General features: G+C 42.4%; 15 protein-coding genes and 2 pseudogenes. 14 read left to right on the forward strand and 3 right to left on the reverse strand.

Annotated features, from left to right (window positions below):
• Window positions 1-54: 54 nt before the first annotated feature.
• Entirely contained in the window at window positions 55-2,124 is a 2,070-nt protein-coding gene (locus QFZ72_RS02750) for a transglycosylase domain-containing protein (RefSeq protein WP_307439558.1), read from the reverse strand.
• A gap of 334 nt (window positions 2,125-2,458) precedes the next feature.
• On the opposite strand from QFZ72_RS02750, the gene speE reads away from it, so the two are divergent.
• The 4 genes from speE to argS all read left to right on the forward strand — a co-directional run bounded on the left by speE (window position 2,459) and on the right by argS (window position 6,468).
• Window positions 2,459-3,289, forward strand: coding sequence for a spermidine synthase (gene speE / locus QFZ72_RS02755; RefSeq protein ID WP_307429088.1), 831 nt, complete (start codon window positions 2,459-2,461; stop codon window positions 3,287-3,289).
• A 16-nt stretch (window positions 3,290-3,305) separates the two neighbouring features.
• Window positions 3,306-4,187 carry an agmatinase gene (gene speB / locus QFZ72_RS02760; RefSeq protein ID WP_307429092.1) on the forward strand — a complete coding sequence of 294 codons (882 nt, stop codon included), beginning with the start codon at window positions 3,306-3,308 and terminating at the stop codon, window positions 4,185-4,187.
• A 182-nt stretch (window positions 4,188-4,369) separates the two neighbouring features.
• Window positions 4,370-4,801: a YwiB family protein gene (locus tag QFZ72_RS02765; protein WP_307429095.1), complete on the forward strand. Its 432-nt coding sequence runs from the start codon at window positions 4,370-4,372 to the stop codon at window positions 4,799-4,801.
• Window positions 4,798-6,468, forward strand: a complete 1,671-nt coding sequence (gene argS / locus QFZ72_RS02770) for an arginine--tRNA ligase (protein WP_307429098.1) — start codon at window positions 4,798-4,800, stop codon at window positions 6,466-6,468. Before QFZ72_RS02765 ends, argS begins: the two co-directional genes overlap by 4 nt.
• A gap of 1,133 nt (window positions 6,469-7,601) precedes the next feature.
• Here the strand turns inward: argS and uvsE are convergent.
• Window positions 7,602-8,558, reverse strand: coding sequence for a UV DNA damage repair endonuclease UvsE (uvsE, locus tag QFZ72_RS02775; protein WP_307429100.1), 957 nt, complete (start codon window positions 8,556-8,558; stop codon window positions 7,602-7,604).
• Between the two features lie 28 nt (window positions 8,559-8,586).
• Window positions 8,587-9,776, reverse strand: a pseudogene (gene cls, locus QFZ72_RS02780) (cardiolipin synthase).
• Between the two features lie 213 nt (window positions 9,777-9,989).
• Between cls and QFZ72_RS02785 the strand changes: the two are divergent.
• From QFZ72_RS02785 to QFZ72_RS02830, 10 genes and pseudogenes are all read left to right on the forward strand, one after another.
• Window positions 9,990-12,101: a (Fe-S)-binding protein gene (locus QFZ72_RS02785; protein ID WP_307429103.1), complete on the forward strand. Its 2,112-nt coding sequence runs from the start codon at window positions 9,990-9,992 to the stop codon at window positions 12,099-12,101.
• 155 nt (window positions 12,102-12,256) lie between these two features.
• The gene (locus tag QFZ72_RS02790) at window positions 12,257-13,435 is read left to right on the forward strand and encodes an acetyl-CoA C-acetyltransferase (RefSeq protein ID WP_307439560.1); all 1,179 of its coding nucleotides are present in this window, start codon (window positions 12,257-12,259) and stop codon (window positions 13,433-13,435) included.
• 27 nt (window positions 13,436-13,462) lie between these two features.
• On the forward strand, window positions 13,463-14,317 hold the full coding sequence (locus QFZ72_RS02795) for a 3-hydroxybutyryl-CoA dehydrogenase (protein WP_307429106.1): 855 nt from the start codon (window positions 13,463-13,465) through the stop codon (window positions 14,315-14,317).
• A 24-nt stretch (window positions 14,318-14,341) separates the two neighbouring features.
• Window positions 14,342-15,478 (forward strand): acyl-CoA dehydrogenase, encoded by a 1,137-nt coding sequence (locus QFZ72_RS02800; RefSeq protein ID WP_307429109.1) that lies wholly within the window; start codon window positions 14,342-14,344, stop codon window positions 15,476-15,478.
• Between the two features lie 21 nt (window positions 15,479-15,499).
• Window positions 15,500-16,639 carry an acyl-CoA dehydrogenase gene (locus QFZ72_RS02805; protein WP_307429114.1) on the forward strand — a complete coding sequence of 380 codons (1,140 nt, stop codon included), beginning with the start codon at window positions 15,500-15,502 and terminating at the stop codon, window positions 16,637-16,639.
• Window positions 16,640-16,670: 31 nt separating this feature from the next.
• Window positions 16,671-17,309, forward strand: coding sequence for a TetR/AcrR family transcriptional regulator (locus tag QFZ72_RS02810; protein ID WP_307429117.1), 639 nt, complete (start codon window positions 16,671-16,673; stop codon window positions 17,307-17,309).
• Between the two features lie 25 nt (window positions 17,310-17,334).
• Window positions 17,335-20,599 (forward strand): annotated as a pseudogene (gene icmF / locus QFZ72_RS02815) (fused isobutyryl-CoA mutase/GTPase IcmF).
• A gap of 770 nt (window positions 20,600-21,369) precedes the next feature.
• Window positions 21,370-22,383, forward strand: coding sequence for an ATP-grasp domain-containing protein (locus tag QFZ72_RS02820; RefSeq protein WP_307429120.1), 1,014 nt, complete (start codon window positions 21,370-21,372; stop codon window positions 22,381-22,383).
• 219 nt (window positions 22,384-22,602) lie between these two features.
• Window positions 22,603-23,211: a TerD family protein gene (locus QFZ72_RS02825; RefSeq protein ID WP_307429123.1), complete on the forward strand. Its 609-nt coding sequence runs from the start codon at window positions 22,603-22,605 to the stop codon at window positions 23,209-23,211.
• A 43-nt stretch (window positions 23,212-23,254) separates the two neighbouring features.
• Window positions 23,255-23,833 (forward strand): TerD family protein, encoded by a 579-nt coding sequence (locus tag QFZ72_RS02830; protein WP_307429126.1) that lies wholly within the window; start codon window positions 23,255-23,257, stop codon window positions 23,831-23,833.
• Window positions 23,834-23,914 lie beyond the last annotated feature (81 nt).

Consider the following 23,914-nt stretch of genomic DNA (forward strand, 5'->3'; position numbering starts at 1 on the left):
TTTTTCGATCATATATGGTTCATTTTAGATCATCCGGAAAATCAAAAATAAATGTTAATCCCACCATTTCAAGACCTTCTTATACCATGTTTCATCCTGATTTTTAGGATCTTTTGCAGGTTCGCTCTGTTTTCCATGCTCCAGATGCTCAGTGCAGTACTCAGTCGGCTCAGTCCCCCTTACAAAATAAGCAAATCGCTTAACCGGACAATCGTCTGAGGCAAGCTTTCCTGTTTTAGGATTGATATAAACGCCAATAACGCCTTTAGGAGGATTAAATGCTTTAACTGATTGATCTTCTAGTGCTTCTTCCATAAAATCGGCCCATATTTGTTTGGCGTATCCTCTTTCAGCGACAACATCAATCGTTTTGTCTTTATCATAGCCCGTCCAGATGCCCGCCACCAGCTGCGGAGCAAAGCCGATCATCCAGCTGTCAGCTTTTGTCGTTCCGGATTTCCCTGCATATTCGCGGGAGAGCTTCGGAATAATGGTGTGGCCTGTTACGGACGTATAATCATTCAATTGTTCATCAAACATCCCGGTCATCAAATGCGAGGTAACGAATGCCGACTCTTTATTTAAGATCTGTTCTTGCTCTTTTTCATTCTGATAAATCACGTTTCCTTCTGCATCCTCAACCTTTTTAATAAAAGAAGGTTCAATCCTCTTGCCGCCATTTGCGAGCATTCCATAGCCGTTCACCATTTCAGCCAATCGCACCGGCGAGGTTCCAAGAGCAAGTGATGGCACATGTGATAATTTGCTTGTCACTCCAAAGCTTTTAGATGCCTGAATCAGTTCATCCATTCCGAGATAAAGGTGAGTCTTAACGGCGTATATATTATCAGAAAGTGCTATTGCCTGGGCCAATGTAATATCGCCGTTTGCATAATACCCATTGTAATTGCCTGGTTTATAGCTTGATTTGCCGTCTTCAAACTTAAATGTGTAAGGTTCGCTCCTTAAAAGGGTAGAAGGGGTGAATCCTTTATTTACGGCAGCATAATACAGAAACGGTTTCATTGTTGAACCAGGCTGTCTTTTTGCCTGTGTTGCGCGATTAAACGTACTCTCTGCATAATCACGGCCGCCAACAAGAGCCTTCACGCTGCCGGTTTTGGGATCCATTGCCATGAACCCGACTTGGATGTCAGATGCTTCATCAATGACACCTGCAATCTTTTCTTCAGCTATTCTCTGCATATCTGGATCTAAGGTAGTGAAAATTCTTAAACCCCGTGTTTCAATTGTTGTCTGATCTAGATTCAGCTTTTTTGACAGTTCATTCATAACCGCATCCTGAAAATAAGGAGCAATGTCTGCTGTTTTCACATCTTTCACAGAACGGTAGTTGAGTGCTTCATTATACGTCTGATCAGCTTCTGTTTGGCTGATTATTTTTTGATTCACCATCGTTCTCAAAATAATAGCCTGCCTGCTTTTCGCCCGCTCTTCATTTTCAAGGGGCGAATAGAGGCTTGGCGCTTTTGGAATTCCTGCAAGCATGGTTGCTTCGCTGATGGATAATTCACTTGCGGATTTGTCAAAATAATAATTGGCCGCAGCTTCTGCGCCGTAAGCGCCATGACCGTAATAAATCGTATTTAAATAGCCTTCTAGAATCTCCTCTTTGCTGTAGTTCAACTCAAGCCTGACAGTGTAGAACGCTTCTGTCAGCTTGCGTTTCCATGTTTTATCGTGAACCAAAAACAGGTTTCTCGCATATTGCTGGCTGATTGTGCTCGCTCCCTGAACCTTGGCCATTGCTTTTAAATCAGCAAGAGCAGCTCCTGCTATCCGTTTGTAGTCAAAGCCGTTATGATCATAAAAATGACGGTCTTCTATCGCAACAGTAGCTTCAATTAAGGAAGGAGAAATCTCATCTAAATCAACCCAGTACCTTTTACCGCCGTGATGGGTCTTTCCCATCTCAGATCCATCATTTGCGTACATAATAGAAGATTGCTGAACAGTCAGGGAAGGAGCTCCCTGCCATTTGGCCGTGAGCAAAATCGCTGCTAGGACGATTGATGCTAAGAAAAATAAAATAAGGCCAATAAAAATAGCGGCACGCACAGCTTTTATCGTGATTTTCAATCGTCTGGATGTGATGATTTCCAATTTCTCCACCTCATTTCCTCATCTGTTCTGTTTCTTTCAAAATTAAGCGTATTAGATCATGCCCTGTATTCTTGTCCAGCTCCAGCGCCTGACTCGCTGTGAAATTCCTATTTTCTTCGCGAGCTGGCCAAGGCTATCCGCTTTTTTTACCAGTATGAGAATTTCCAAGGTTTTTTAAACCTTCTCTATTAAAATTCTTCTTGCAATTTTGCTAGATTCATCTATACTTTTTCCTGAGGTTTTGAACTCGAATTTTGGCGAATTGTATTTGTTGAATAGGGTATAATCGTAACTAGGGCTTTAAGAAAAATTGATATAGAAAGGAAGTTTTAAAATGGGAGGACATTGGTTTACAGAAAAGCAAACCGAGAATTTCGGCATCACGATCAAAATTAACCGCACTTTACATACAGAGCAAACAGAGTTTCAAAAATTAGATATGGTAGAAACAGAGGAGTTCGGCAACATGCTGCTTTTAGACGGCATGGTTATGACTTCACAAAGAGACGAATTTGTTTATCATGAAATGGTTGCACACGTTCCTTTATTTACACATCCAAACCCTGAAAACGTACTTGTAGTCGGAGGCGGAGACGGCGGAGTAATACGTGAGATCATGAAGCACCCAAGCGTTAAGAAAGCAACACTTGTTGATATTGACGGCAAAGTAATCGAGTACTCTAAAAAGTACTTGCCTGAAATTGCAGGAGAGCTTGAAAACGAGCGCGTTGAAGTGAAAGTAGGCGACGGGTTCATGCATATCGCAAAGAGCGATAATGAGTATGATGTCATTATGGTTGACTCAACAGAGCCAGTTGGACCTGCTGTTAACCTATTCTCAAAAGGATTCTATGCAGGCATTTCAAAAGCGTTAAAAGAAGACGGCATCTTTGTTGCCCAATCGGATAACCCTTGGTTTACGCCTGAGCTTATTCAAAACGTACAGCGTGATGTAAGAGAAATCTTCCCGATTACACGTTTATATACAGCAAACATCCCAACATATCCAAGCGGTCTTTGGACATTTACAATCGGTTCAAAAAAATATGATCCACTAGAAGTAAGCGAAGAGCGTTTCCATGAGATTGAAACAAAATATTATACAAAAGAGCTTCATAAAGCAGCGTTTGTCCTGCCTAAATTTGTATCAGACTTAATCAAATAATTGGGAGGGAACACGAATGCGTTTTGATGAAGCCTATTCAGGCAATGTTTTTATTAAAAGTCATCCAACATTTGAAGACAGTGAAGCTGTCCTTTACGGAATGCCGATGGACTGGACAGTCAGCTATCGCCCGGGTTCAAGATTCGGTCCAACCCGCATCCGCGAGGTTTCAATCGGTCTTGAGGAATACAGCGCGTATTTAGACCGCGAGCTTGAAGAAGTGAAGTATTTTGATGCAGGAGATATTCCGCTTCCATTCGGAAATCCGCAGCGAAGTCTTGATATGATCGAAGATTTCATTGATAAAGTTTTGGCAGAGGACAAGTTCCCGCTCGGTATGGGCGGGGAGCATCTTGTATCATGGCCTGTTATCAAAGCGATGTACAAGAAATACCCAGATCTTGCGATTATCCATATGGATGCACATACGGATTTGCGCGAAGAGTATGAAGGAGAGCCTCTTTCTCATTCAACGCCAATCCGCAAAGCGGCAAATCTGATTGGACCAGCAAACGTCTACTCATTCGGTATTCGTTCCGGTATGAAGGAAGAATTCCAATGGGCGAAGGAAGTCGGCATGCACATCTCTAAGTTTGAAGTGCTTGAGCCTTTAAAAGAAGTGCTGCCAAAGCTTGCAGGACGCCCTGTCTATGTAACAATTGATATTGATGTACTAGATCCGGCTCACGCACCCGGTACCGGTACGGTAGACGCCGGCGGTATTACATCAAGAGAATTGCTTTCGTCAATCCATGCCATTGCAAACTCGGATATTCACGTAGTAGGCGCTGATCTTGTAGAGGTAGCACCAATCTATGATAACTCTGAGCAGACGGCTAATACAGCAAGCAAATTGATTCGTGAAATGATTTTAGGTTGGGTGCAAAAGCGTCCTTAAATTTGAGGAGAAGCTCCAGGTGTGACTGGGGCTTTTTTCTTATATTGGAAGATTTGCTTAGAAACGTATAAATAATGTCAGAACGTCAACCATGAATACGACCCGCCATCCTATTGAACTTTTTCCATGAAATCTTTATACTAGATAAGTTAATAGCGGATACTTTAAAAGGATGTGTCAAAATGACGGTCAGTAAACCAGTTCAAATTATCGTGAAAACCGAGATCAGCCAGGGTGATGATTCAGAGAACCTGGAACTTTTTACGAACGGTGAACACTATGTTAAAAATAACGCCTCCTATTTAAGCTATCACGAGGAACACGAGTACGGAAAAGTAAAAACCGTCGTTAAATTCAGAGACGACGAGGTTTTTATTATGAGGTCAGGATCCATCTCAATGAAGCAGCGCTTTATTGTAGGAACCGAAACGATCACGAATTATCAGACACAATTCGGACAGCTCCAGCTTGAAACCAATACTACAGGGATTTCCGTCCGCACGATGGAAGGGAAATCAAACGGCATCATCAAAGTTGATTATGAATTGCAGATCGGCGAAAAAGATTCGCATTTACATACTTTACATATCATGTTTAGGGAGGAAAAAGGATGAACATCGTTGAGCAAGTAAAAGAACGGTTAAAAGGTGAAATTAAAGCGTCAGTAATTAAGGCAGGCCTGGCAGAAGAAAGTCAAATTCCGGATGCTATTCTTGAACTGCCTAAAGATAAAGCCCATGGAGACTATTCCACAAATATGGCGATGCAGCTTGCACGCGTTGCCAAGAAAGCACCTCGTGCAATTGCAGAAGACATAGTCGCTTCTTTTGATAAAGGAAAAGCATCTATAGAAAAAATTGAAATCGCAGGACCAGGATTTATCAATTTTTATATGAACAACTCATATTTAACAGATCTTATCCCATCTATTCTTGAAGCTGGTGACTCTTATGGCGAGGTCAATATAGGCAACAAAGAAAAGCTTCAAGTTGAATTTGTATCTGCTAATCCGACTGGAACTTTGCATTTAGGACATGCGCGCGGCGCAGCAGTAGGCGCTTCTCTTTGTAATATCCTTGAAAAAGCGGGCTATGATGTTTCACGTGAATACTACATCAATGATGCAGGAAACCAGATTAACAACCTTGCACTTTCAGTTGAAGCCCGTTATTTGCAGGCTCTCGGACAAGATGCAGCAATGCCTGAAGACGGCTACCATGGTCAGGATATCATCGAAATCGGCAAAAAGCTTGCTGATGAATTCGGCGATCGTTTTGCAAATGAAAGCAAAGAAGAGCGTCTTGGATTTTTCCGTGAATACGGCTTGAAATTCGAGATGGATAAATTGAAAAGGGATCTGGAAGAATTCCGTGTACCATTTGATGTGTGGTATTCAGAAACCTCACTTTACCATAACGGAAAAATTGATCAGGCTCTTCAAGTACTCCGTGAAAAAGGTCACATTTTCGAAGAAGATGGCGCAACATGGTTCCGTTCAACTGTGTTCGGAGATGACAAAGACCGAGTATTAATTAAAAATGACGGTTCTTACACGTATTTAACACCGGATATCGCTTACCACAAAGACAAGCTTGACCGCGGATTTACGAAACTGATTAACATTTGGGGTGCAGATCATCACGGATACATCCCGCGCATGAAGGCTGCTATTGAGGCCCTTGGCTATGAAAAGGATACTCTTGAGGTTGAAATTATTCAGCTTGTTCACCTTTACAAAAATGGCGAGAAAATGAAAATGAGCAAACGTACAGGCAAAGCTGTTACAATGCGTGACCTGATGGAAGAAGTAGGTCTTGACGCTGTTCGTTATTTCTTCGCAATGAGAAGCGCAGACACACATATGGACTTTGATATGGACCTCGCTGCATCACAATCCAATGAAAATCCAGTTTTCTATGCACAGTATGCACATGCACGGATTGAAAGCATGCTGCGTCAAGGAGCAGAACAAGGATTATCTTATGACGCTGTTTTGAATTTCACAGATATTTCATCTGAAAAAGAAATCGAACTGCTGAAAAAACTCGGAGAATTCCCGCAGGCAGTGGCAGAAGCAGCAACGAAACGCATTCCGCATCGCATCACAAATTACGTGAATGATGTGGCAGCTGCTCTGCACAGCTTCTATAATGCAGAAAAAGTACTTGATCCAGAAAATGAAGAGAAAAGTAAAGCGCGTTTGGCTCTAATGAGAGCAACACAAATTACGCTGAAAAATTCACTGTCGCTAATCGGTGTTTCTGCACCGGAAAAAATGTAACTTTGTGGGAACGGCCAATGGCCGTTCTTTTTTTGTTTTCTAAAGAATATAGGTGTGCGAGTTGGATGCCTGTTTCCGTGAGTTGAATCGAGATTCCTGTGAGTTGGAGAAGTGTTTTTGCTAATTGAATGGTGTTTTCTGCGAGTTGTGTGCTTTTGAACGGGGTCTGAGACCCAATGCAGGTGAATTTTTTTATAAAGTTAGCTGCATCTACGATAAAATGGCCAACTGCAGTTAGAAATAGGCATTTTTATTTAGTTTTTCGTTTAAAACTGAAGTTTGCGAATTGGATGCCCTTTTTTGCGAGTTAAACCGTGATTCTTGCGAGTTGGAGAAGTGTTTTTGCTAATTGAATGGCGTTTTCTGCGAGTTGGGTGCTTTGGAACGGGGTCTGAGACCCAATGCAGGTGAATTTTTTTATAAAGTTAGCTGCATCTACGATAAAATGGCCAACTGCAGTTAGAAATAGGCATTTTTATGTAGTTTTTCGTTCGAAACTGAAGTTTGCGAATTGGATGCCCTTTTTTGCGAGTTGAACCGTGATTCTTGCTAGTTGGAGAAGGGTTTTTGCTAATTGAATGGCGTTTTCTATGAGTTGGGTGCTTTGGAATCGGGTCTGAAACCAATACAGCTGAATTTCTTTAATAAAGTTAGCTGCATCTACGATAAAATGGCCAACTGCAGTTAGAAATAGGCATTTTATATTGTTTTTTCGTTTGAAATCGAGGTTTGCGAATTGGATGCCCTTTTTTGCGAGTTAAACCGTGATTCTTGCTAGTTGGAGAAGGGTTTTTGCTAATTGAATGGCGTTTTCTGCGAGTTGGGTGCTTCGAATCCATATCCGAAACCCAATTCAGCTGAATTTCCTTAATATCTTTCACTGCATTACGATAAAATGGCCAACGGCAACTGGCATTTTTATGTGTTTCTTTCGTTTGAAATCGAAGTTTGCGAATTGGATGCCCTTTTTTGCGAGTTGAATCGAGATTCCTGCGAGTGGGAGAAGAGTTTTTACTAATTGAATGGCGATTTCTGCATGTTGGGTGCCATAGGACCGGGTTTGAAATCCAATGCAATATTTCATGAACCTGTTTTGAAAAAAAAATCACGGGGCATAATCCCCGTGATTTCACTTACCAGCTAATCGAACCGCCGCTCACCCGTTTAACCCCGCGAACAGCTGAAATCTCCTCAATAAGTTTCAAAACAGCTCGGTCCTTTTGCTTCGCCTCAATCATAAAATCACAATCCATTTCCATCTCCTTCAGTTTTTTCAGCAGGGGCATGATAAAATCCAGATCTACATAATCAGCGTGGCTTCTGAATTCTTTTTCAGACTTAGGGGAGGAGATATGTATTTTAGGCTTGGCCCCTTTGCTTTTCCACGTTTTTTTAAATCTTACCAGCAGTTCTTTCAAATCATCTTCATCTAATTTGTTCGCGCAGTAGTGATGATAATCAAACATAAGCGGGATTCCTTCATTCTCACAAATGGCAAGCGTCTCAGATGTTGTATACGTTTTGTCATCATTTTCAAGCGTCATCCGCTGTTTGATATTGTCTGGAAGCTTCTTTATATTCCGGTAAAAACGCTCTGTTGCTGTTTCTTTATTCCCATAGGCTCCCCCGACGTGAATATTGATATAGCCTTCTTTTTCGAGTCCCATGCCTTTAAGCAGGTCATAATGGTACTGCATATCGATAACCGCATTCTCGGTAATATGAGGCTTGTCGCTTGTGAATAATGTAAACTGATTCGGATGAAAGCTTGTTCTAAGGCTGTTTTTTCGTACAAGATCCCCGATTTCTTTTAAAATGTCCCGGAAAGGAGTGAGAAAATCCCATTTCACATCTGGATGAGTGGCAAGCGGAACCAGAGATGATGAGAAACGGTAAAGTTCGATTTGATGAGCGATATTGTAATGAATCATCCGCAGAGTATGCTCCAAATTCTGCTTTGTAACCGAATGGAGCGCTTCTATTCCAGTCTCTTCATCAAGCCTGGAATAGCGGGCAAACGTCAGTGATTTTGAAGGAGAGCAGTCCCACAAGTTTAATGCACTTGATACATATCCGAATCGAATGAACATATAACGCTCCCTTTCCTTATGAAGTTGCCTATAAGAAATGAGAAATCATGGTGGCAACTGCTTCCAATCCTCTTTGTGAAATAGGTCTTTGAGTAAATTTGTCATAGGTCAGCTGCACAGAACTTCTAATATCATCGTTCACCGTAGCCTTCACATATTTAATATAATCCTTATCATAAATAAGACAGTTCATCTCATCATTTAAATAAAGACTTCGCTTATCAAAATTAGCTGTTCCAATATCGCATAGCTTATCATCTACAACAATGACTTTTGCATGATAAAAACCATAATAATATTGATAAATCTCACAGCCCGAAAGAATCAGGGGGCCAAAGTAAGGGAAGGAGGCTTCTTTGACAAAAGGATGGTCCGCCCTCATTGGAACGAGAACTTTTATATCTACTCCGCGCCTCCTTGCTTTTATCAGCTCATCCTGTATTTGTTTGCCCGGAATAAAATAAGGCGTGCAAATTATAAGCTCTTTTTGTGTGCCTGCTTGATGAATGATAAAAAATGGCCTTCTAAACTTTGACCGTAGGTAGAAAGGAATTGATGTTCAAGCGTCCCTTGTGAGAGGGGAGGAAAGTAAGCTTGAACAGTCTTAAGGTCTTCACCTGTCGCTTCATGCCAATCACGTAAAAATTGTGTTTGGAGATCCTGCACACCTTCACTTGTTATGCGCAGATGATAATCCCGCCAAAAACCAAGATTCGGGTCCTTTCCTAAATACTCTTTTCCAATATTGAATCCTCCAGAATAAGCGATTTTTCCGTCAATAACAGTAATCTTGCGGTGATTGCGTGCCTGTAGAGTATAAAAAAAGAAAGGAGGAGCAGGGTTATGTGTATACGAAAATGAAACTCCGCTCTTTTTTAACTCTTCAATTTTCTCTTTTTTAAGTGATTTGCCTCCAACATAGTCCAGAAGGAGTCTGACCTGAATGCCCTGTTCTGCTTTTTTTATGAGAAGGGCAAGAAATTCGTCGCTGTCAGGGTCATTTTTTACAATATAAAATAACACATGGATCGAATGAGTGCTATTTTCAATGTCCTCAAACAATTTTTTATAAAAGCGTTCACCCACAATATATAGTTCAATATCACTTTTTCTCAGCGGATACTTTATTTCATTTTGAAGATGCTTTTTTCTTCCCAAGTAATAGTCGAGCCGCAGCCAAACAACAAATATCAATGCGATCAATCCTATTAGTAACATGCTGTTCAACGTAAGCCCTCCTTATCGCTTTAGATCATCTACCTATTATGTTTTACGTCCGGCTGAAAAATTATCAGCATAAAATCATTGACTGAATGCTCATTCATTATTATCATGTAAATATAGGGTAAGATTCAGAAAATTACACGGATTTTAAGTTTTTAGAATGATGGGGCAATGGGAGTATTTCAGCACAGAAACGGGGGAGACAAATTGGAAGCACTGTTATGGATTAATTTTGCTGCATTCATACTTGTAACCGCTTACGGAGCGAGTTTGTTTATTTACTTAATCCGTTCAAGAATGGCATACATCAAGCTCGGGAAGAAAACAGAGTTTGATCAGCAGTTAAATGAAAGACTGAAGAACATTATGGTCAATGTTTTCGGTCAAAAGAAGCTCCTTAAGGATAAAAAAAGCGGCATCATGCATGTGATGTTCTTTTACGGGTTTATTCTAGTACAGTTTGGAGCGCTTGATTTTATTATTAAAGGCTTACTGCCAGACAAGCATCTTCCGCTTGGACCGCTTTATCCAGGCTTCACTTTCTTTCAGGAAATTGTCACTTTGATGATCCTGGTTGCGGTAGTATGGGCTTTTTACCGCAGGTACATTGAGAGGCTCGTACGGTTAAAGAAAAACTTTAAAGCAGGTCTTGTTTTAATCTTTATCGGCGGCTTAATGCTGTCCGTTCTGCTCGGAAACGGAATGAACCTGATCTGGCACAATCATGAATTAACATGGACAGAACCAATTGCTTCAAGCTTTGCCTATTTGCTGAGCTTTGTCGGCGAGACGGGTGCTGCTGTTATCTTCTACATTTCATGGTGGGTGCATTTGCTGATTCTTTTAACGTTCTTAGTTTATGTGCCTCAATCAAAGCATGCTCACTTGCTTGCGGGTCCGGCGAATGTTTACTTCGGCCGTCTTTCAAACCCTGGAAAGCTTGAGAAAATTGATTTTGAGGATGAGTCACAGGAATCATTCGGTGTTGGAAAAATTGAAGATTTCAAGCAAACACAGCTGATTGATTTATATGCGTGTGTCGAATGCGGACGCTGTACAAATATGTGTCCTGCAACGGGAACAGGCAAAATGCTTTCTCCGATGGATTTAATTTTAAGACTGCGTGATCATTTAACGGAAAAAGGGGCAGCAGTAACATCAATGTCACCATGGGTTCCAACGTACGCTTTTGCCGGCACTAAGGGCAATCAGCTTGCAGCCATGGCATCAGGACAGGGTTCCAAGGAAGCAGCAGCGACGCTTGAATATAACCCAAGCCTGATTGGCGAAATCATCACAGAAGAAGAAATCTGGGCTTGTACAACATGCCGCAACTGTGAAGATCAGTGTCCTGTTATGAACGAGCACGTAGACAAAATCATTGATATGCGCCGTTATCTAGTCTTGACAGAAGGAAAAATGGATCCGGATGCTCAGCGCGCGATGACAAACATCGAACGTCAGGGCAATCCATGGGGCCTTAACCGAAAAGAGCGTGAAGATTGGCGCGAGGCGCGCGACGACGTTCATGTTCCAACGGTAAAAGAAATGAGTAAAGCAGGCGAAGAGTTTGAGTACCTGTTTTGGGTTGGCTCCATGGGATCTTACGATAACCGCAGCCAGAAAATCGCATTATCTTTTGCGAAGCTTCTAAATGAAGCTGGAGTGAAATTCGCGATTCTTGGAAACAAGGAAAAGAACTCGGGAGACACGCCTCGCCGTCTTGGAAACGAATTTTTATTCCAGGAGCTAGCGACGAAAAATATTGATGAATTCCAGAAGAATGAGATCAAGAAAATCGTCACCATCGATCCACATGCATACAACATTTTCAAAAATGAATATCCTGATTTTGGACTCGAGGCAGAAGTGTGCCACCATACAGAGCTTCTAGCCAAGCTTGTAGAAGAAGGAAGACTTGTTCCTAAATTTGAAGTGAATGAGACGATTACCTTCCATGATTCCTGCTATTTGGGACGCTACAACGAAGTATATGAGCCGCCTCGCGAAATTCTGAAGGCCATACCAGGTGTAAATCTTGTTGAAATGACCCGCAACCGTGAAACGGGAATGTGCTGCGGAGCAGGCGGCGGACTTATGTGGATGGAAGAAGATGCAGGTTCACGTGTAAATGTGGCAAGAACAAATCAGGCGCTTGAAGTGAACCCGACCGTCATCAGCTCAGGCTGTCCATATTGCTTAACGATGCTGAGCGACGGAACGAAGGCAAAAGAAGTTGAAGAAACAGTCAGCACGTATGACGTAGCAGAGCTTCTTGAAAAAGCGGTTCTCGGCGAGAAAAAAGAGAGCGTTGCTTAAAAGGAATTTCAGCATAAGTGGAGAATGACAGAGATAGATATATAGGAAGGTGGAGCGATTTCGTTTCACCTTCTTCCCTGGAAGTAATCTGAGCGAGCGTTCAATCGGAATTTTGTAAACGTTTTCTTATAAAAGAATTGAGGGGATGAAGAATGATGAATCGAACAGTGATCGTAAGCGGTGTTAGAACACCATTTGGGAAATTTGGAGGCGGCCTCAGTTCCCTTACGGCGTCAGAGCTTGGAGGAATTGCCATTAAAGAAGCCTTAAAGCGTGCAAATGTAAACGCGGAAGAGGTGGATGAAGTCATTATGGGATCTGTTCTGCAAGGCGGTCAGGGGCAAATTCCTTCCCGGCAGGCTGCAAGACATGCAGACATTCCCTGGAAGGTAAAAACAGAAACCATCAACAAAGTATGTGCATCAGGAATGCGAAGTGTCACGCTTGCTGATCAAATCATCCGTGCCGGAGATGAAGAGGTCATTGTAGCAGGCGGAATGGAATCTATGAGCAATGCTCCGTACATCATGCCTAAAGCAAGATGGGGCCTGCGCATGGGAGATGCCAAGGTTCAGGATTTAATGGTCCATGATGGTCTTACGTGCAGCTTTACAGGGGTTCACATGGGCACGTACGGAAATGAAACAGCATCAGACTTGGAAATTTCAAGAAAAGCACAGGATGAGTGGGCACTAAGAAGCCACAAGCGGACAGTTGCAGCAATCGAATCAGGGAAATTGGGAGAAGAAATCGTGAGTGTAGAGATTCCGCAGCGTAAAGGCGATCCCCTTAAAGTAGAGCACGATGAAGCACCGAGAAAAGATACATCGATTGAAAGATTGTCTAAGTTAAAACCAGTCTTTAATCAAGCCGGCACCATTACGGCAGGAAATGCACCGGGAGTCAATGACGGCGCGGGAGCTCTTGTGCTGATGAGCGAAGAACGTGCAAAGCAAGAAGGAAAGCAGCCGATTGCGACGATTATCGGCCATACATCCATTGCGCTTGAAGCAAATGATTTTCCGAAAACACCAGGACTTGTCATTCTTGAGCTTTTGAAAAAAACGGGTAAGAAGCTTGAAGAAATTGATTTGTTTGAAATTAATGAGGCATTTTCGGCAGTCGCTTTAGCAAGCAATCAGCTGGCGGGGCTCGATCCTGAAAAAGTAAATGTAAACGGTGGAGCCGTTGCGCTTGGACATCCAATTGGAGCGAGCGGGGCACGAATCATTATTACATTAATTCATGAGCTGAAAAGACGCGGCGGCGGAATCGGCATTGCGGCAATCTGCAGCGGCGGAGGCCAGGGCGACGCAATTATGGTAGAAGTATAAGCGTTAAAACGATCAAGGGGGATGTACATGAGTATTCAAAATGTAATGGTTATCGGGGCAGGTCAGATGGGTTCAGGCATAGCGCAGGTTTTTGCAATGGCAGGGTACAAGGTTTACTTGAATGATTTAAAAGAAGAATTCGTTCAAAAGGGATTTGCTGCGATTGATAAAAATCTTCAAAGACAAGTAGATAAAGAAAAAATGACAGCAGAGCAAAAGCACGAAATCTTAGGCAGATTGACAGCTTCCATAGATCTTCAGGATGCAGCACAAACAGATTTAGTAATTGAGGCAGCTGTTGAGAATATGAAAATCAAATCAGATATTTTTGCAAAGCTTGATGAGATTACACCAGAGCATACCATTCTTGCGACAAATACTTCTTCTTTGCCAATTACAGAGATCGCAGCAGCAACAAAGCGTCCTGAAAAAGTAATCGGCATGCATTTTATGAACCCGGTGCCTGTGATGAAGCTGGTTGAAATTATCCGCGGTCTTGCAACAAGTGAAGAAGTCTATCAGGCAATTGAAGATATGACGAAAACATTGAAAAAGGTTCCGGTTGAAGTCAATGATTTTCCGGGTTTCGTCTCAAACAGAATTCTGATGCCTATGATCAATGAAGCCATCTACACTCTGTACGAAGGGGTTGCAGAGAAAGAAGCGATTGATGAAGTGATGAAGCTTGGAATGAATCATCCGATGGGCCCGCTCACACTTGCTGACTTTATCGGCCTTGATACTTGTCTTTATATTATGGAAACGCTTCACGAAGGCTTTGGCGATGATAAATACCGTCCATGTCCACTTCTCAGAAAATATGTAAAAGCTGGATGGCTTGGCCGCAAAACAGGCAGAGGTTTTTATTCATACGAGGGTTAATCAGACATCACAGGGGGACGGGACATGAATATTCGCTTCACAGAAGAGCAGGAAATGATGCGTAAGATGGTTCGGGATTTTGCTCAAACAGAAATCGAGCCGTTTGTAGAAAAAATGGAGCAGGGAGAATTTCCAAGAGAGATTTTCCGTAAAATGGGCTCACTTGGTCTAATGGGAATTCCAATACCTGAGGAATACGGCGGGGCAGGTATGGATTTTACCTCTTACATTATTGCCATCCACGAGCTTTCAAAAGTAAGTGCGACAGTCGGTGTCATTCTAAGCGTTCATACATCAGTCGGCACAAATCCGATTCTTTATTTTGGATCAGAAGAACAGAAAAAGAAATATATTCCAAAGCTTGCAAGCGGCGAATACTTAGGGGCTTTCTGTTTAACAGAGCCAGGATCAGGATCTGATGCAGGCAGTTTAAAAACAAAAGCCGTCAAAAAAGACGGCAAATACATTTTGAATGGATCAAAGGTGTTTATTACAAATGGGGGAGAAGCAGACACATATATCGTGTTCGCGTCCACAAATCCCGACGGGGGAACAAAGGGGATTTCAGCATTTGTAGTTGAAAAGAATACGGAGGGCCTTGTGATTGGAAAAGATGAGCACAAAATGGGGCTTTATGGGTCACGGACTGTCCAGCTTTCCTTCGAAGATGCCGAGGTTCCGTTTGAAAACCTTCTTGGGGAAGAAGGAGACGGGTTTAAAATTGCCATGGCCAATCTGGATGTGGGGAGAATCGGAATTGCTGCCCAATCACTTGGCATCGCGCAGGCGGCGCTTGAGAACTCCATCAACTATGCAAAAGAGCGTGTTCAATTCGGCAAGCCAATCTCTGCTCAGCAAGGCATCGGTTTTAAACTGGCAGACATGGCAACAAGTGTTGAATCCTCTGAACTTCTAACATACAGAGCCGCTTTCTTAAGGCAGAACGGACTTCCTTGCGGAAAAGAAGCGTCAATGGCCAAGCTGTTTGCCTCTAAAACAGCGATGGAGGTTGCCATAGAAGCGATTCAAGTATATGGCGGCTATGGCTATACAAAAGATTATCCGGTTGAACGCTACTTCAGGGATGCAAAAGTGTGCGAGATTTATGAAGGAACCAGCGAGATTCAAAGAATCGTCATCAGTAAACATATCTTAAATTAATCAATACGGGGGATGAAATAGATGTTTTTTAAACTATCAGATGAGCATGAAATGATTCGTAAAATGGTAAGAGACTTCGCTAAAAATGAAGTAGAGCCTACAGCTGCAGAACGTGACGAGGAAGAGCGTTTTGACCGTGCACTTTTTGACAAAATGGCTGAGCTTGGCTTAACAGGCATTCCTTGGCCGGAAGAATACGGCGGCATTGGCAGCGACTACTTAGCGTATGTCATTGCGATTGAAGAGCTTTCACGAGTGTGCGCGTCGATTGGGGTTACATTATCTGCCCATACTTCACTTGCAGGCTGGCCTGTTTTCAAATTCGGCACAGAAGAACAAAAACAGAAGTATTTGAGGCCAATGGCACAGGGCGAGAAGATCGGCGCTTACGGATTAACTGAGCCAGGTTCAGGCTCTGACGCAGGCGGCATGAGAACGACGGCTAAATTAAACGGCGACCATTACGTTCTTAATGGCTCTAAGATCTTTATCACAAACGGAGGAATTGCCGATACGTATATCGTGTTTGCTGTAACGGATCCTGAAAGCAAGCATAAAGGCACGAGCGCGTTTATCGTTGAAAAAGACTTCAAGGGCTTCTCTGTGGGCAAGAAAGAAAGCAAGCTTGGCATTCGTTCCTCGCCGACAACAGAAATCATCTTTGAAGATTGCATCGTGCCAAAAGAAAACCTTCTTGGTCAAGAAGGGGAAGGCTTTAAAATTGCCATGATGACACTTGACGGCGGCCGAAACGGGATTGCAGCTCAAGCTGTCGGAATCGCCCAAGGCGCTCTTGATGCTTCTGTTGCTTATGCGAAAGAACGCCAGCAGTTCGGAAAACCGATTGCGATGCAGCAGGGTATTGGCTTTAAATTGGCTGATATGGCTACAACGGTTGAAGCATCCCGTCTCTTAACCTATCAGGCTGCATGGCTTGAATCAGAAGGACTGCCTTATGGAAAAGAATCAGCCATGTCCAAGCTTTTTGCAGGAGATACGGCAATGAAGGTGACAACAGAAGCTGTTCAGGTTTTCGGGGGCTACGGCTACACGAAAGATTACCCAGTAGAACGGTATATGAGGGATGCAAAAATCACTCAAATCTATGAGGGAACACAGGAGATTCAAAGACTTGTGATCTCGAGGATGATTACAAAATAAGAGGACAATTCAAACAGGGAGGCGGTGGAAGATGACGAAACGTGAAGTGCATGCTTCTGTCAAAGATGAGAGGCTTGTTCAAAAACGACGTGACCAAATGATTAAAGGTGCGGTAAATCTCTTTAAGCAAAAAGGATTCCACGGCACAACCACAAGGGAAATTGCAAAGGCGGCGGGATTCAGCATCGGCACGCTGTATGAATACATCAGACAAAAGGAAGATGTGCTGTATCTTGTCTGTGATACAATTTATGACCAGGTTCGCGACAGACTGGAGAAAGACATTGATATTAAGCAGGGCACAATTGAAAGCTTAAAGGTTGCCATTGCCAACTACTTCAAAGTTGTCGATGAAATGCAGGATGAGGTGCTTGTCATGTACCAGGAGGCAAAGTCACTGTCGCGTGACGCTCTCCCGTACGTTCTGCAAAAAGAAATCGAAATGGTCGGGATGTTTGAAAAAGTAATTACAGGCTGCGTGGATAAAGGGGAAATTTCGCTTTCCTCAAGGGAGCGGGAATTATTGGCGCACAATATATTCGTTCAGGGGCAAATGTGGGGGTTCAGAAGATGGGCTCTGCAAAGAAATTACACGTTGGATGAGTATATTGAGGTTCAGACAAAACTGATTCTTCAAGGGGTAGGAAAAAACGGGAATCAAACGAAATAACGAGAGTAAAGGGGATGCGGGATGTATGCATACACAGGAGACCTATAAACCGAAACATGCCGTTCGTTTTGTAACGGCTTCAAGTTTATTTGACGGACACGATGCTTCGATTAATATTATGCGGAGAATTCTGCAGGCAAGCGGAGCAGAGGTCATCCATCTTGGACACAATCGTTCAGTTGAAGAAATCGTAAATGCAGCTATTCAGGAGGATGCGCAGGGGATTGCAATCTCTTCTTATCAAGGCGGACATGTAGAATTTTTTAAATACATGTATGACCTTTTAAAAGAAAGAGGAGCCTCGCATATCCGTCTGTACGGCGGAGGCGGCGGTGTCATCATCCCGCGTGAAATAAAAGAACTGCATGAATATGGCATTGCGCGTATTTTTTCTCCGGAAGACGGCAGGGAGCTTGGTCTTCAGGGAATGATTGAGCTCATGATGAAAGAGTGCGATTTTCAAACAGTTACTAAAATTGAAGACGAAATCGAAAAGCTGAAAACGGGTGATGTTGGAGCGATTGCCAAGCTGATTACGGTTGCTGAATCACAGCTCGGAAGCAAAAACGAAGCAGCGGCAACAGCCGAAAAGGTGATTTCAGAAGTGAAGCAGCTTTCTTCAGACGCTCCTGTTATAGGGATAACAGGTACTGGCGGAGCCGGGAAAAGTTCGCTTACAGATGAACTGATCCGCAGATTTTTAAATGAAGTCCCTGAAATCAAAATTGCCGTTATCTCCATCGATCCGACAAAGCAAAAAACAGGCGGCGCCCTCCTAGGCGACCGTATCCGCATGAACGCTATCTTTTCGCCAAGGGTCTACATGAGAAGTCTTGCGACAAGACAATCAAGATCTGAATTGTCTCTTGCGATCAATGATGCGATTGCTGTTGTCAAAGGTGCAGGCTATGACCTGATTATTGTTGAAACAAGCGGAATCGGCCAGGGTGATGCAGCAATTACTGAAATCTGTGATCTCTCTTTATATATCATGACAAGCGAATTTGGCGCCCCGTCCCAGCTTGAAAAAATAGATATGATCGATTATGCAGATTTGATTGTGATCAACAAGTTCGAAAGAAAAGGATCTCAGGATGCAAAGCGCCAGGTGCAAAAACAATATCAGCGCAGCCACTTACTGTTTGAAAGTCCATTCGAAGACTTGCCGGTTTATGGGACAATTGCAAGCCAGTTCAATGATCCCGGAACAAATACACTGTTTGTGGCCCTTTTAGATCTAATCAATAAAAAGGCAGACAAAAGCTGGTCTTCAACCCTTCCAGTCGTGAAGGATGTAGAAAAGCAAAACGTCATTATCCCGACAGACCGCCGCTACTATTTAAGAGAAATCAGCGAATCTGTACGCACCTATCATCAAAAAGCTGAATATCAGGCTGACATTGCGAGAAGGTTATTTCAGCTGCAGGGCGCGATCGAAAGTGTGAAAGAAAGAGACGCTGCACCAGAAGTGCTGGAATCATTGGAAGCTATTAAAAAGAGTGTAGAAGAAGAACTTTCACAAGAATCAAAACGGATTTTAGATTCATGGGCTGAATTGAGAGAGAAATATGAAACTGATCAATTTGTGACCAAAATCCGCGATAAAGAAATCGTGACAAAATTAAAAACGGTTTCTCTTTCAGGATTATCCATTCCTAAAGTATCTTTGCCGAAATACAAAGATTACGGTGAAATTTTGAAATGGGTATACAAAGAAAATGTTCCGGGTTCATTTCCTTATACAGCCGGTGTTTTTCCATTCAAACGTGCAGAAGAAGATCCGAAGCGCCAATTTGCTGGAGAAGGAACACCTGAACGGACGAATCGCCGTTTTCACTATTTGTCCAAAGACGATCCTGCGAAGCGCCTGAGCACAGCATTTGACTCTGTTACACTGTACGGGGAAGATCCTGCTTACCGCCCTGATATTTACGGGAAAATCGGTGAAAGCGGTGTAAGCATCTGTACACTGGATGATATGAAAAAGCTTTATGCCGGATTTGATCTGTGTGCACCTGCAACTTCCGTTTCAATGACCATCAATGGTCCTGCACCTATCATTCTTGCAATGTTCATGAATACAGCGATTGAACAGCAGATTCAAAAACAGGAAACAGAGCTTGGCCGCACACTGACTGCAGATGAACAAAAAGCAGTGAAGGAGAAAACGCTGCAAACAGTCCGCGGTACGGTTCAGGCAGATATTTTAAAAGAAGATCAAGGTCAAAACACATGTATTTATCTCTACTGAATTCGCTCTTAAAATGATGGGTGACATTCAGGAATACTTCATCAATGAAAAAGTGAGAAACTACTATTCTGTTTCTATTTCGGGCTATCATATTGCTGAAGCCGGAGCTAATCCGATTTCCCAGCTGGCCTTTACTCTCGCCAATGGTTTCACTTACGTTGAATATTATTTAAGCCGGGGCATGAAAATCGATGATTTCGCACCGAATCTCTCTTTCTTCTTCAGCAATGGATTAGATCCGGAGTATACGGTGATCGGTCGCGTCGCACGCCGCATCTGGTCAACGGTTATGAGAGAAAAATACGGCGCCAACGACCGAAGCCAAAAGCTGAAATATCACGTGCAGACATCAGGACGCTCTCTGCATGCACAGGAAATCGACTTTAACGATATCCGCACTACTTTGCAGGCATTAATGGCCCTGCAGGATAATTGCAACTCGCTTCATACGAATGCCTATGATGAAGCAATCACAACACCAACGGAAGAATCCGTCCGAAGAGCGATGGCCATTCAGCTGATTATTACAAAAGAACACGGATTAACGAAGAATGAAAATCCGCTTCAAGGATCCTTTATTATTGAAGAGCTAACAGATTTAGTAGAGGAAGCGGTTTTGAAGGAGTTCGATTCCATCAATGAGCGCGGCGGTGTTCTGGGTGCCATGGAAACTCAGTATCAGCGCGGAAAAATTCAAGACGAGTCCATGCATTATGAAATGCAAAAACATTCAGGACAGCTGCCGATCATAGGCGTAAATACGTACATCAATCCAAATAAGCCGTCCGAAGAATCAGTCGATAACATGGAAATCGCCCGCGCATCCAAAGAAGAAAAAGAAACTCAGATTCAAAACTTAAGAGCGTTTCAGGAGCGCAATGAGGCATACGCAGCCGAAGCGATCGACCGCTTAAAGCAGGCGGCCATCCACAATCAGAATATTTTCGCTGAATTGATGGAGACGGTAAAATACGCAAGCTTAGGTCAAATCACGCAGGCTTTATATGAAGTAGGCGGGCAGTATCGCCGCAATATGTAAGTGTAAGAGCCTCCCCGAATTTTCGGGGAGGATTTTTTATTTTATATCCGTGAAATGCGATTAAATCGGTTCCTATACAATTTATATCAGGCATTATCTAAAATTTATTCGCCCTTATTTTGAATATATCGTGGAGTGCTACATATCGGTCCCTATAAAATTTATATTAGGCACTATCAAAAATTTATCCGCCCCTATTTTGAATATAACCGTGGAGTGCGATTAAATCGGTCCCTATACAATATATATCAGGTATTATCAAAAATTTATCCGCCCCTATTTTGAATATAACCGTGGAGTGCGATTAAATCGGTCCCTATACAATATATATCAGGCACTATCTAAAATTTATCCGCTTCTATTTTGAATATATCGTGGAGTGCTATATATCGGTCCCTATACAATATATATCGAGGACTATCAATAATTTATCCGCCCCTAATTTGAATATATCGTGGAGTGCTATATATCGGTCCCTATGCAATATATAACAGGCACTATCTAAAATTTATCCGCCCCTAAATTGGATATTTCCGTGGAGTGCGATTAAATCGGTCCCTATCTTTTTTTTACTGGATTCTTGCCAATAGAAAGGCAGTTTTGTGAGTTGTTCCCTCGAATCAGATCAGCTTCCAAAAACAAAGCTGAAGCTCTTTATGACAGCACAATTCTCCTTCCTGAATTTTTCATTTAGTTCATCCCATATTTAGTATAAAATGAAAGAACATAGAAAACTTCGGCACACGCTGAAGAGAGGGGTTTTCATAAAAATGAGTACATATAAAATATGGTTTAACCGCTGGTTCTCAGTTGCCTATCATTACATCGACATGATCCGGGCCAATGAAGACGGCATAAAGTTCGAAGTGTACGGTACGCACCCGGATCCTGATCACGTTATGCTTGCCAACTGCGATTATTCTGAAGTAGAGCCAAAGCTTGAAACAGACGATGAGTACGTCCGGTATTGTCTGAATTTTTGTGAAAAACATAAAATTGAACTGTTTGTTCCAAGATATAAAATGCTGCCGATTGCCAAAGCCATAAAAGAGTTTGAAGCAATCGGCACAAAGGTATTAGTAAATAGAGACGCAAATCTATTAGAAACAATCGAAAATAAAGATGAATTTTATGATATATGCAAAGAAAAAGGCATCTTTGAAATTCCCTCTTTTTATACGGCAAGCACAGCTGAAGAATTTAAAGAAACCTATGAAAAACTAAAAAACGAGGGCCTTGGCGTTTGCTATAAGCCGGTTGTAGGAGAAGGCGGCTATGGTTTTCGGATTATTGATAATGAGCTAGATCCTTTAAAAGAAGTAATGGCGCCGAGCTACCGCATTCCATTTCAAAGAGCGTACGATGGCCTGAGAGCTGTCCCGGAATTTCCTGAGCTGATGGTGATGGAGTTTTTAGAAGGCGAAGAATACAGCATTGACTGCCTGGCTTATAACGGGGAATTGCTTGCTGCGGTTCCGCGGAAAAAAGGCGGGGGCAGGATCCGGATTTTAGAGAATAACAAAGAGCTTATCAGACTTGCCGAGGATTTCACAAAAGAATTTAAGCTGGATTATATCTTTAACATTCAAGTGAAATTCAATCAGGGATTGCCAAAATTACTGGAAATCAACCCAAGAATGTCAGGCGGTCTCTACTTCAGCTGTTTATCCGGGGTGAACTTCCCGTATCTTGCTGTCAGATTGCTTCTTGGGGAAAATGTGGAGAAGCAAGAAATGAAGCTTGATATTAAAGTGACTTTCCTCGAAAAAGAAATCATTTTGTAAGTATTTAATATGAAACTTTTTTTTATTTAAATCGTATGAAAGATTAACACCTTTGAAAAAGGTTTTTAGTTTAAATTTTGTTAATTTGTTGGTAGTATTAAACTTGTGGTCACGTTATCGTGATGGTAGACCAAATGATCCATTTGTTCTATAAAAGTGACTTTGGTCTTGGTTTCTGACTTGCAAGTTTCCACATTACCCAAGAGGGAGAGTGAAGAAATGGCAATTACATTACAAAAGGGTCAAAAGATTGATCTGACAAAAGGCAATGCGGGCCTGAAGAATTTAATGGTAGGCCTTGGCTGGGACCCTGTAAAGCAAAAAAGCGGCGGACTGCTTGGCGGCTTATTCGGCGGCGGAGGCGGAAGCAATGTGGATTGTGACGCATCTGTAATGATGCTGGATGAAAACGACCGTCTGCTTGACAAGAAAAGTGTGATTTATTTCGGCAACCTTACAAGCAAATGCGGTTCTGTCAAACATACAGGGGACAACTTAACAGGTGATGGCGATGGAGACGATGAGCAGGTTTTAATCGACCTCAGCAAAGTGCCACCCAACGTTCATAAGATTGTGTTTGTTGTAAACATTTATCAGGCTGTGCAAAGAAAGCAGCATTTCGGAATGATTCAAAATGCGTTTATCCGTGTAGTGGATTCAGCAACTAAAACAGAGCTTGTACATTACAACCTGTCTGATGACTATTCCGGCTTAACATCTCTTATTCCGGGAGAAATTTACCGTCACGGCGGCGAGTGGAAATTCGCAGCAGTCGGATCTGGCACTAAAGATGCATCAATCACTGAAATTGCAAATCGTCACTCATAATTATTAGAAATTAAAACTTATACATAAAAGGAGTCGAATCGAAATGGCAATCAGTTTATCTAAAGGTCAAAAAATTGATTTAACAAAATCAAATCCTGGTTTATCAAAAGTATTAGTAGGTCTTGGCTGGGACACAAACAAGTATGACGGCGGAAATGATTTTGACTTGGACACATCTATTTTCCTATTAGATGCAAATGGCAAAGCTGCAAGCGAAGCAGATTTCATTTTCTACAACAACCTTATAGGCGGAAACGGTTCTGTTGAGCATACTGGCGACAACCGTACTGGAGAAGGCTCAGGTGATGATGAAGTAATCAAAGTAAACCTTTCTCAAGTACCTTCAACAATCGATAAAATTGCGTTCACAATCACGATCCATGATGCTGAATCACGCAGCCAAAACTTCGGACAAGTTTCAAATGCATATGTACGCATCTTAAACGAAGAGAGCAATCAAGAATTAATCCGCTACGATTTAGGAGAAGATTTCTCTATCGAAACAGCGGTTGTAGTTGGCGAGTTATACCGTCACGGCGCTGAATGGAAATTCAACGCAATCGGAAGCGGCTACCAGGGCGGCTTAGGATCACTTGTAAAAGACTACGGTTTAGACGTTTAATAACCGGACTGAAAAATCATGATGAGAGGTGCGTTGTTTTTATAAACAACGCGCCTTTTTAAAAAGGAAAAGTTTGAAGGC

The sequence above is a fragment of the Bacillus sp. V2I10 genome (genome assembly GCF_030817055.1).
In the GTDB taxonomy this organism is placed as follows: domain Bacteria; phylum Bacillota; class Bacilli; order Bacillales; family Bacillaceae; genus Bacillus_P.

Bases quoted from the DNA above. Each gene is read 5' to 3' on its own strand.
- QFZ72_RS02795 (WP_307429106.1), top strand. From the start codon at position 13,463: ATGAGTATTCAAAATGTAATGGTTATCGGGGCAGGTCAGATGGGTTCA.
- speE (WP_307429088.1), top strand. From the start codon at position 2,459: ATGGGAGGACATTGGTTTACAGAAAAGCAAACCGAGAATTTCGGCATC.
- QFZ72_RS02820 (WP_307429120.1), top strand. From the start codon at position 21,370: ATGAGTACATATAAAATATGGTTTAACCGCTGGTTCTCAGTTGCCTAT.
- QFZ72_RS02830 (WP_307429126.1), top strand. From the start codon at position 23,255: ATGGCAATCAGTTTATCTAAAGGTCAAAAAATTGATTTAACAAAATCA.
- argS (WP_307429098.1), top strand. From the start codon at position 4,798: ATGAACATCGTTGAGCAAGTAAAAGAACGGTTAAAAGGTGAAATTAAA.
- speB (WP_307429092.1), top strand. From the start codon at position 3,306: ATGCGTTTTGATGAAGCCTATTCAGGCAATGTTTTTATTAAAAGTCAT.
- QFZ72_RS02805 (WP_307429114.1), top strand. From the start codon at position 15,500: ATGTTTTTTAAACTATCAGATGAGCATGAAATGATTCGTAAAATGGTA.
- QFZ72_RS02800 (WP_307429109.1), top strand. From the start codon at position 14,342: ATGAATATTCGCTTCACAGAAGAGCAGGAAATGATGCGTAAGATGGTT.
- QFZ72_RS02790 (WP_307439560.1), top strand. From the start codon at position 12,257: ATGAATCGAACAGTGATCGTAAGCGGTGTTAGAACACCATTTGGGAAA.
- QFZ72_RS02825 (WP_307429123.1), top strand. From the start codon at position 22,603: ATGGCAATTACATTACAAAAGGGTCAAAAGATTGATCTGACAAAAGGC.
- QFZ72_RS02765 (WP_307429095.1), top strand. From the start codon at position 4,370: ATGACGGTCAGTAAACCAGTTCAAATTATCGTGAAAACCGAGATCAGC.
- QFZ72_RS02810 (WP_307429117.1), top strand. From the start codon at position 16,671: ATGACGAAACGTGAAGTGCATGCTTCTGTCAAAGATGAGAGGCTTGTT.
- uvsE (WP_307429100.1), bottom strand. From the start codon at position 8,558: ATGTTCATTCGATTCGGATATGTATCAAGTGCATTAAACTTGTGGGAC.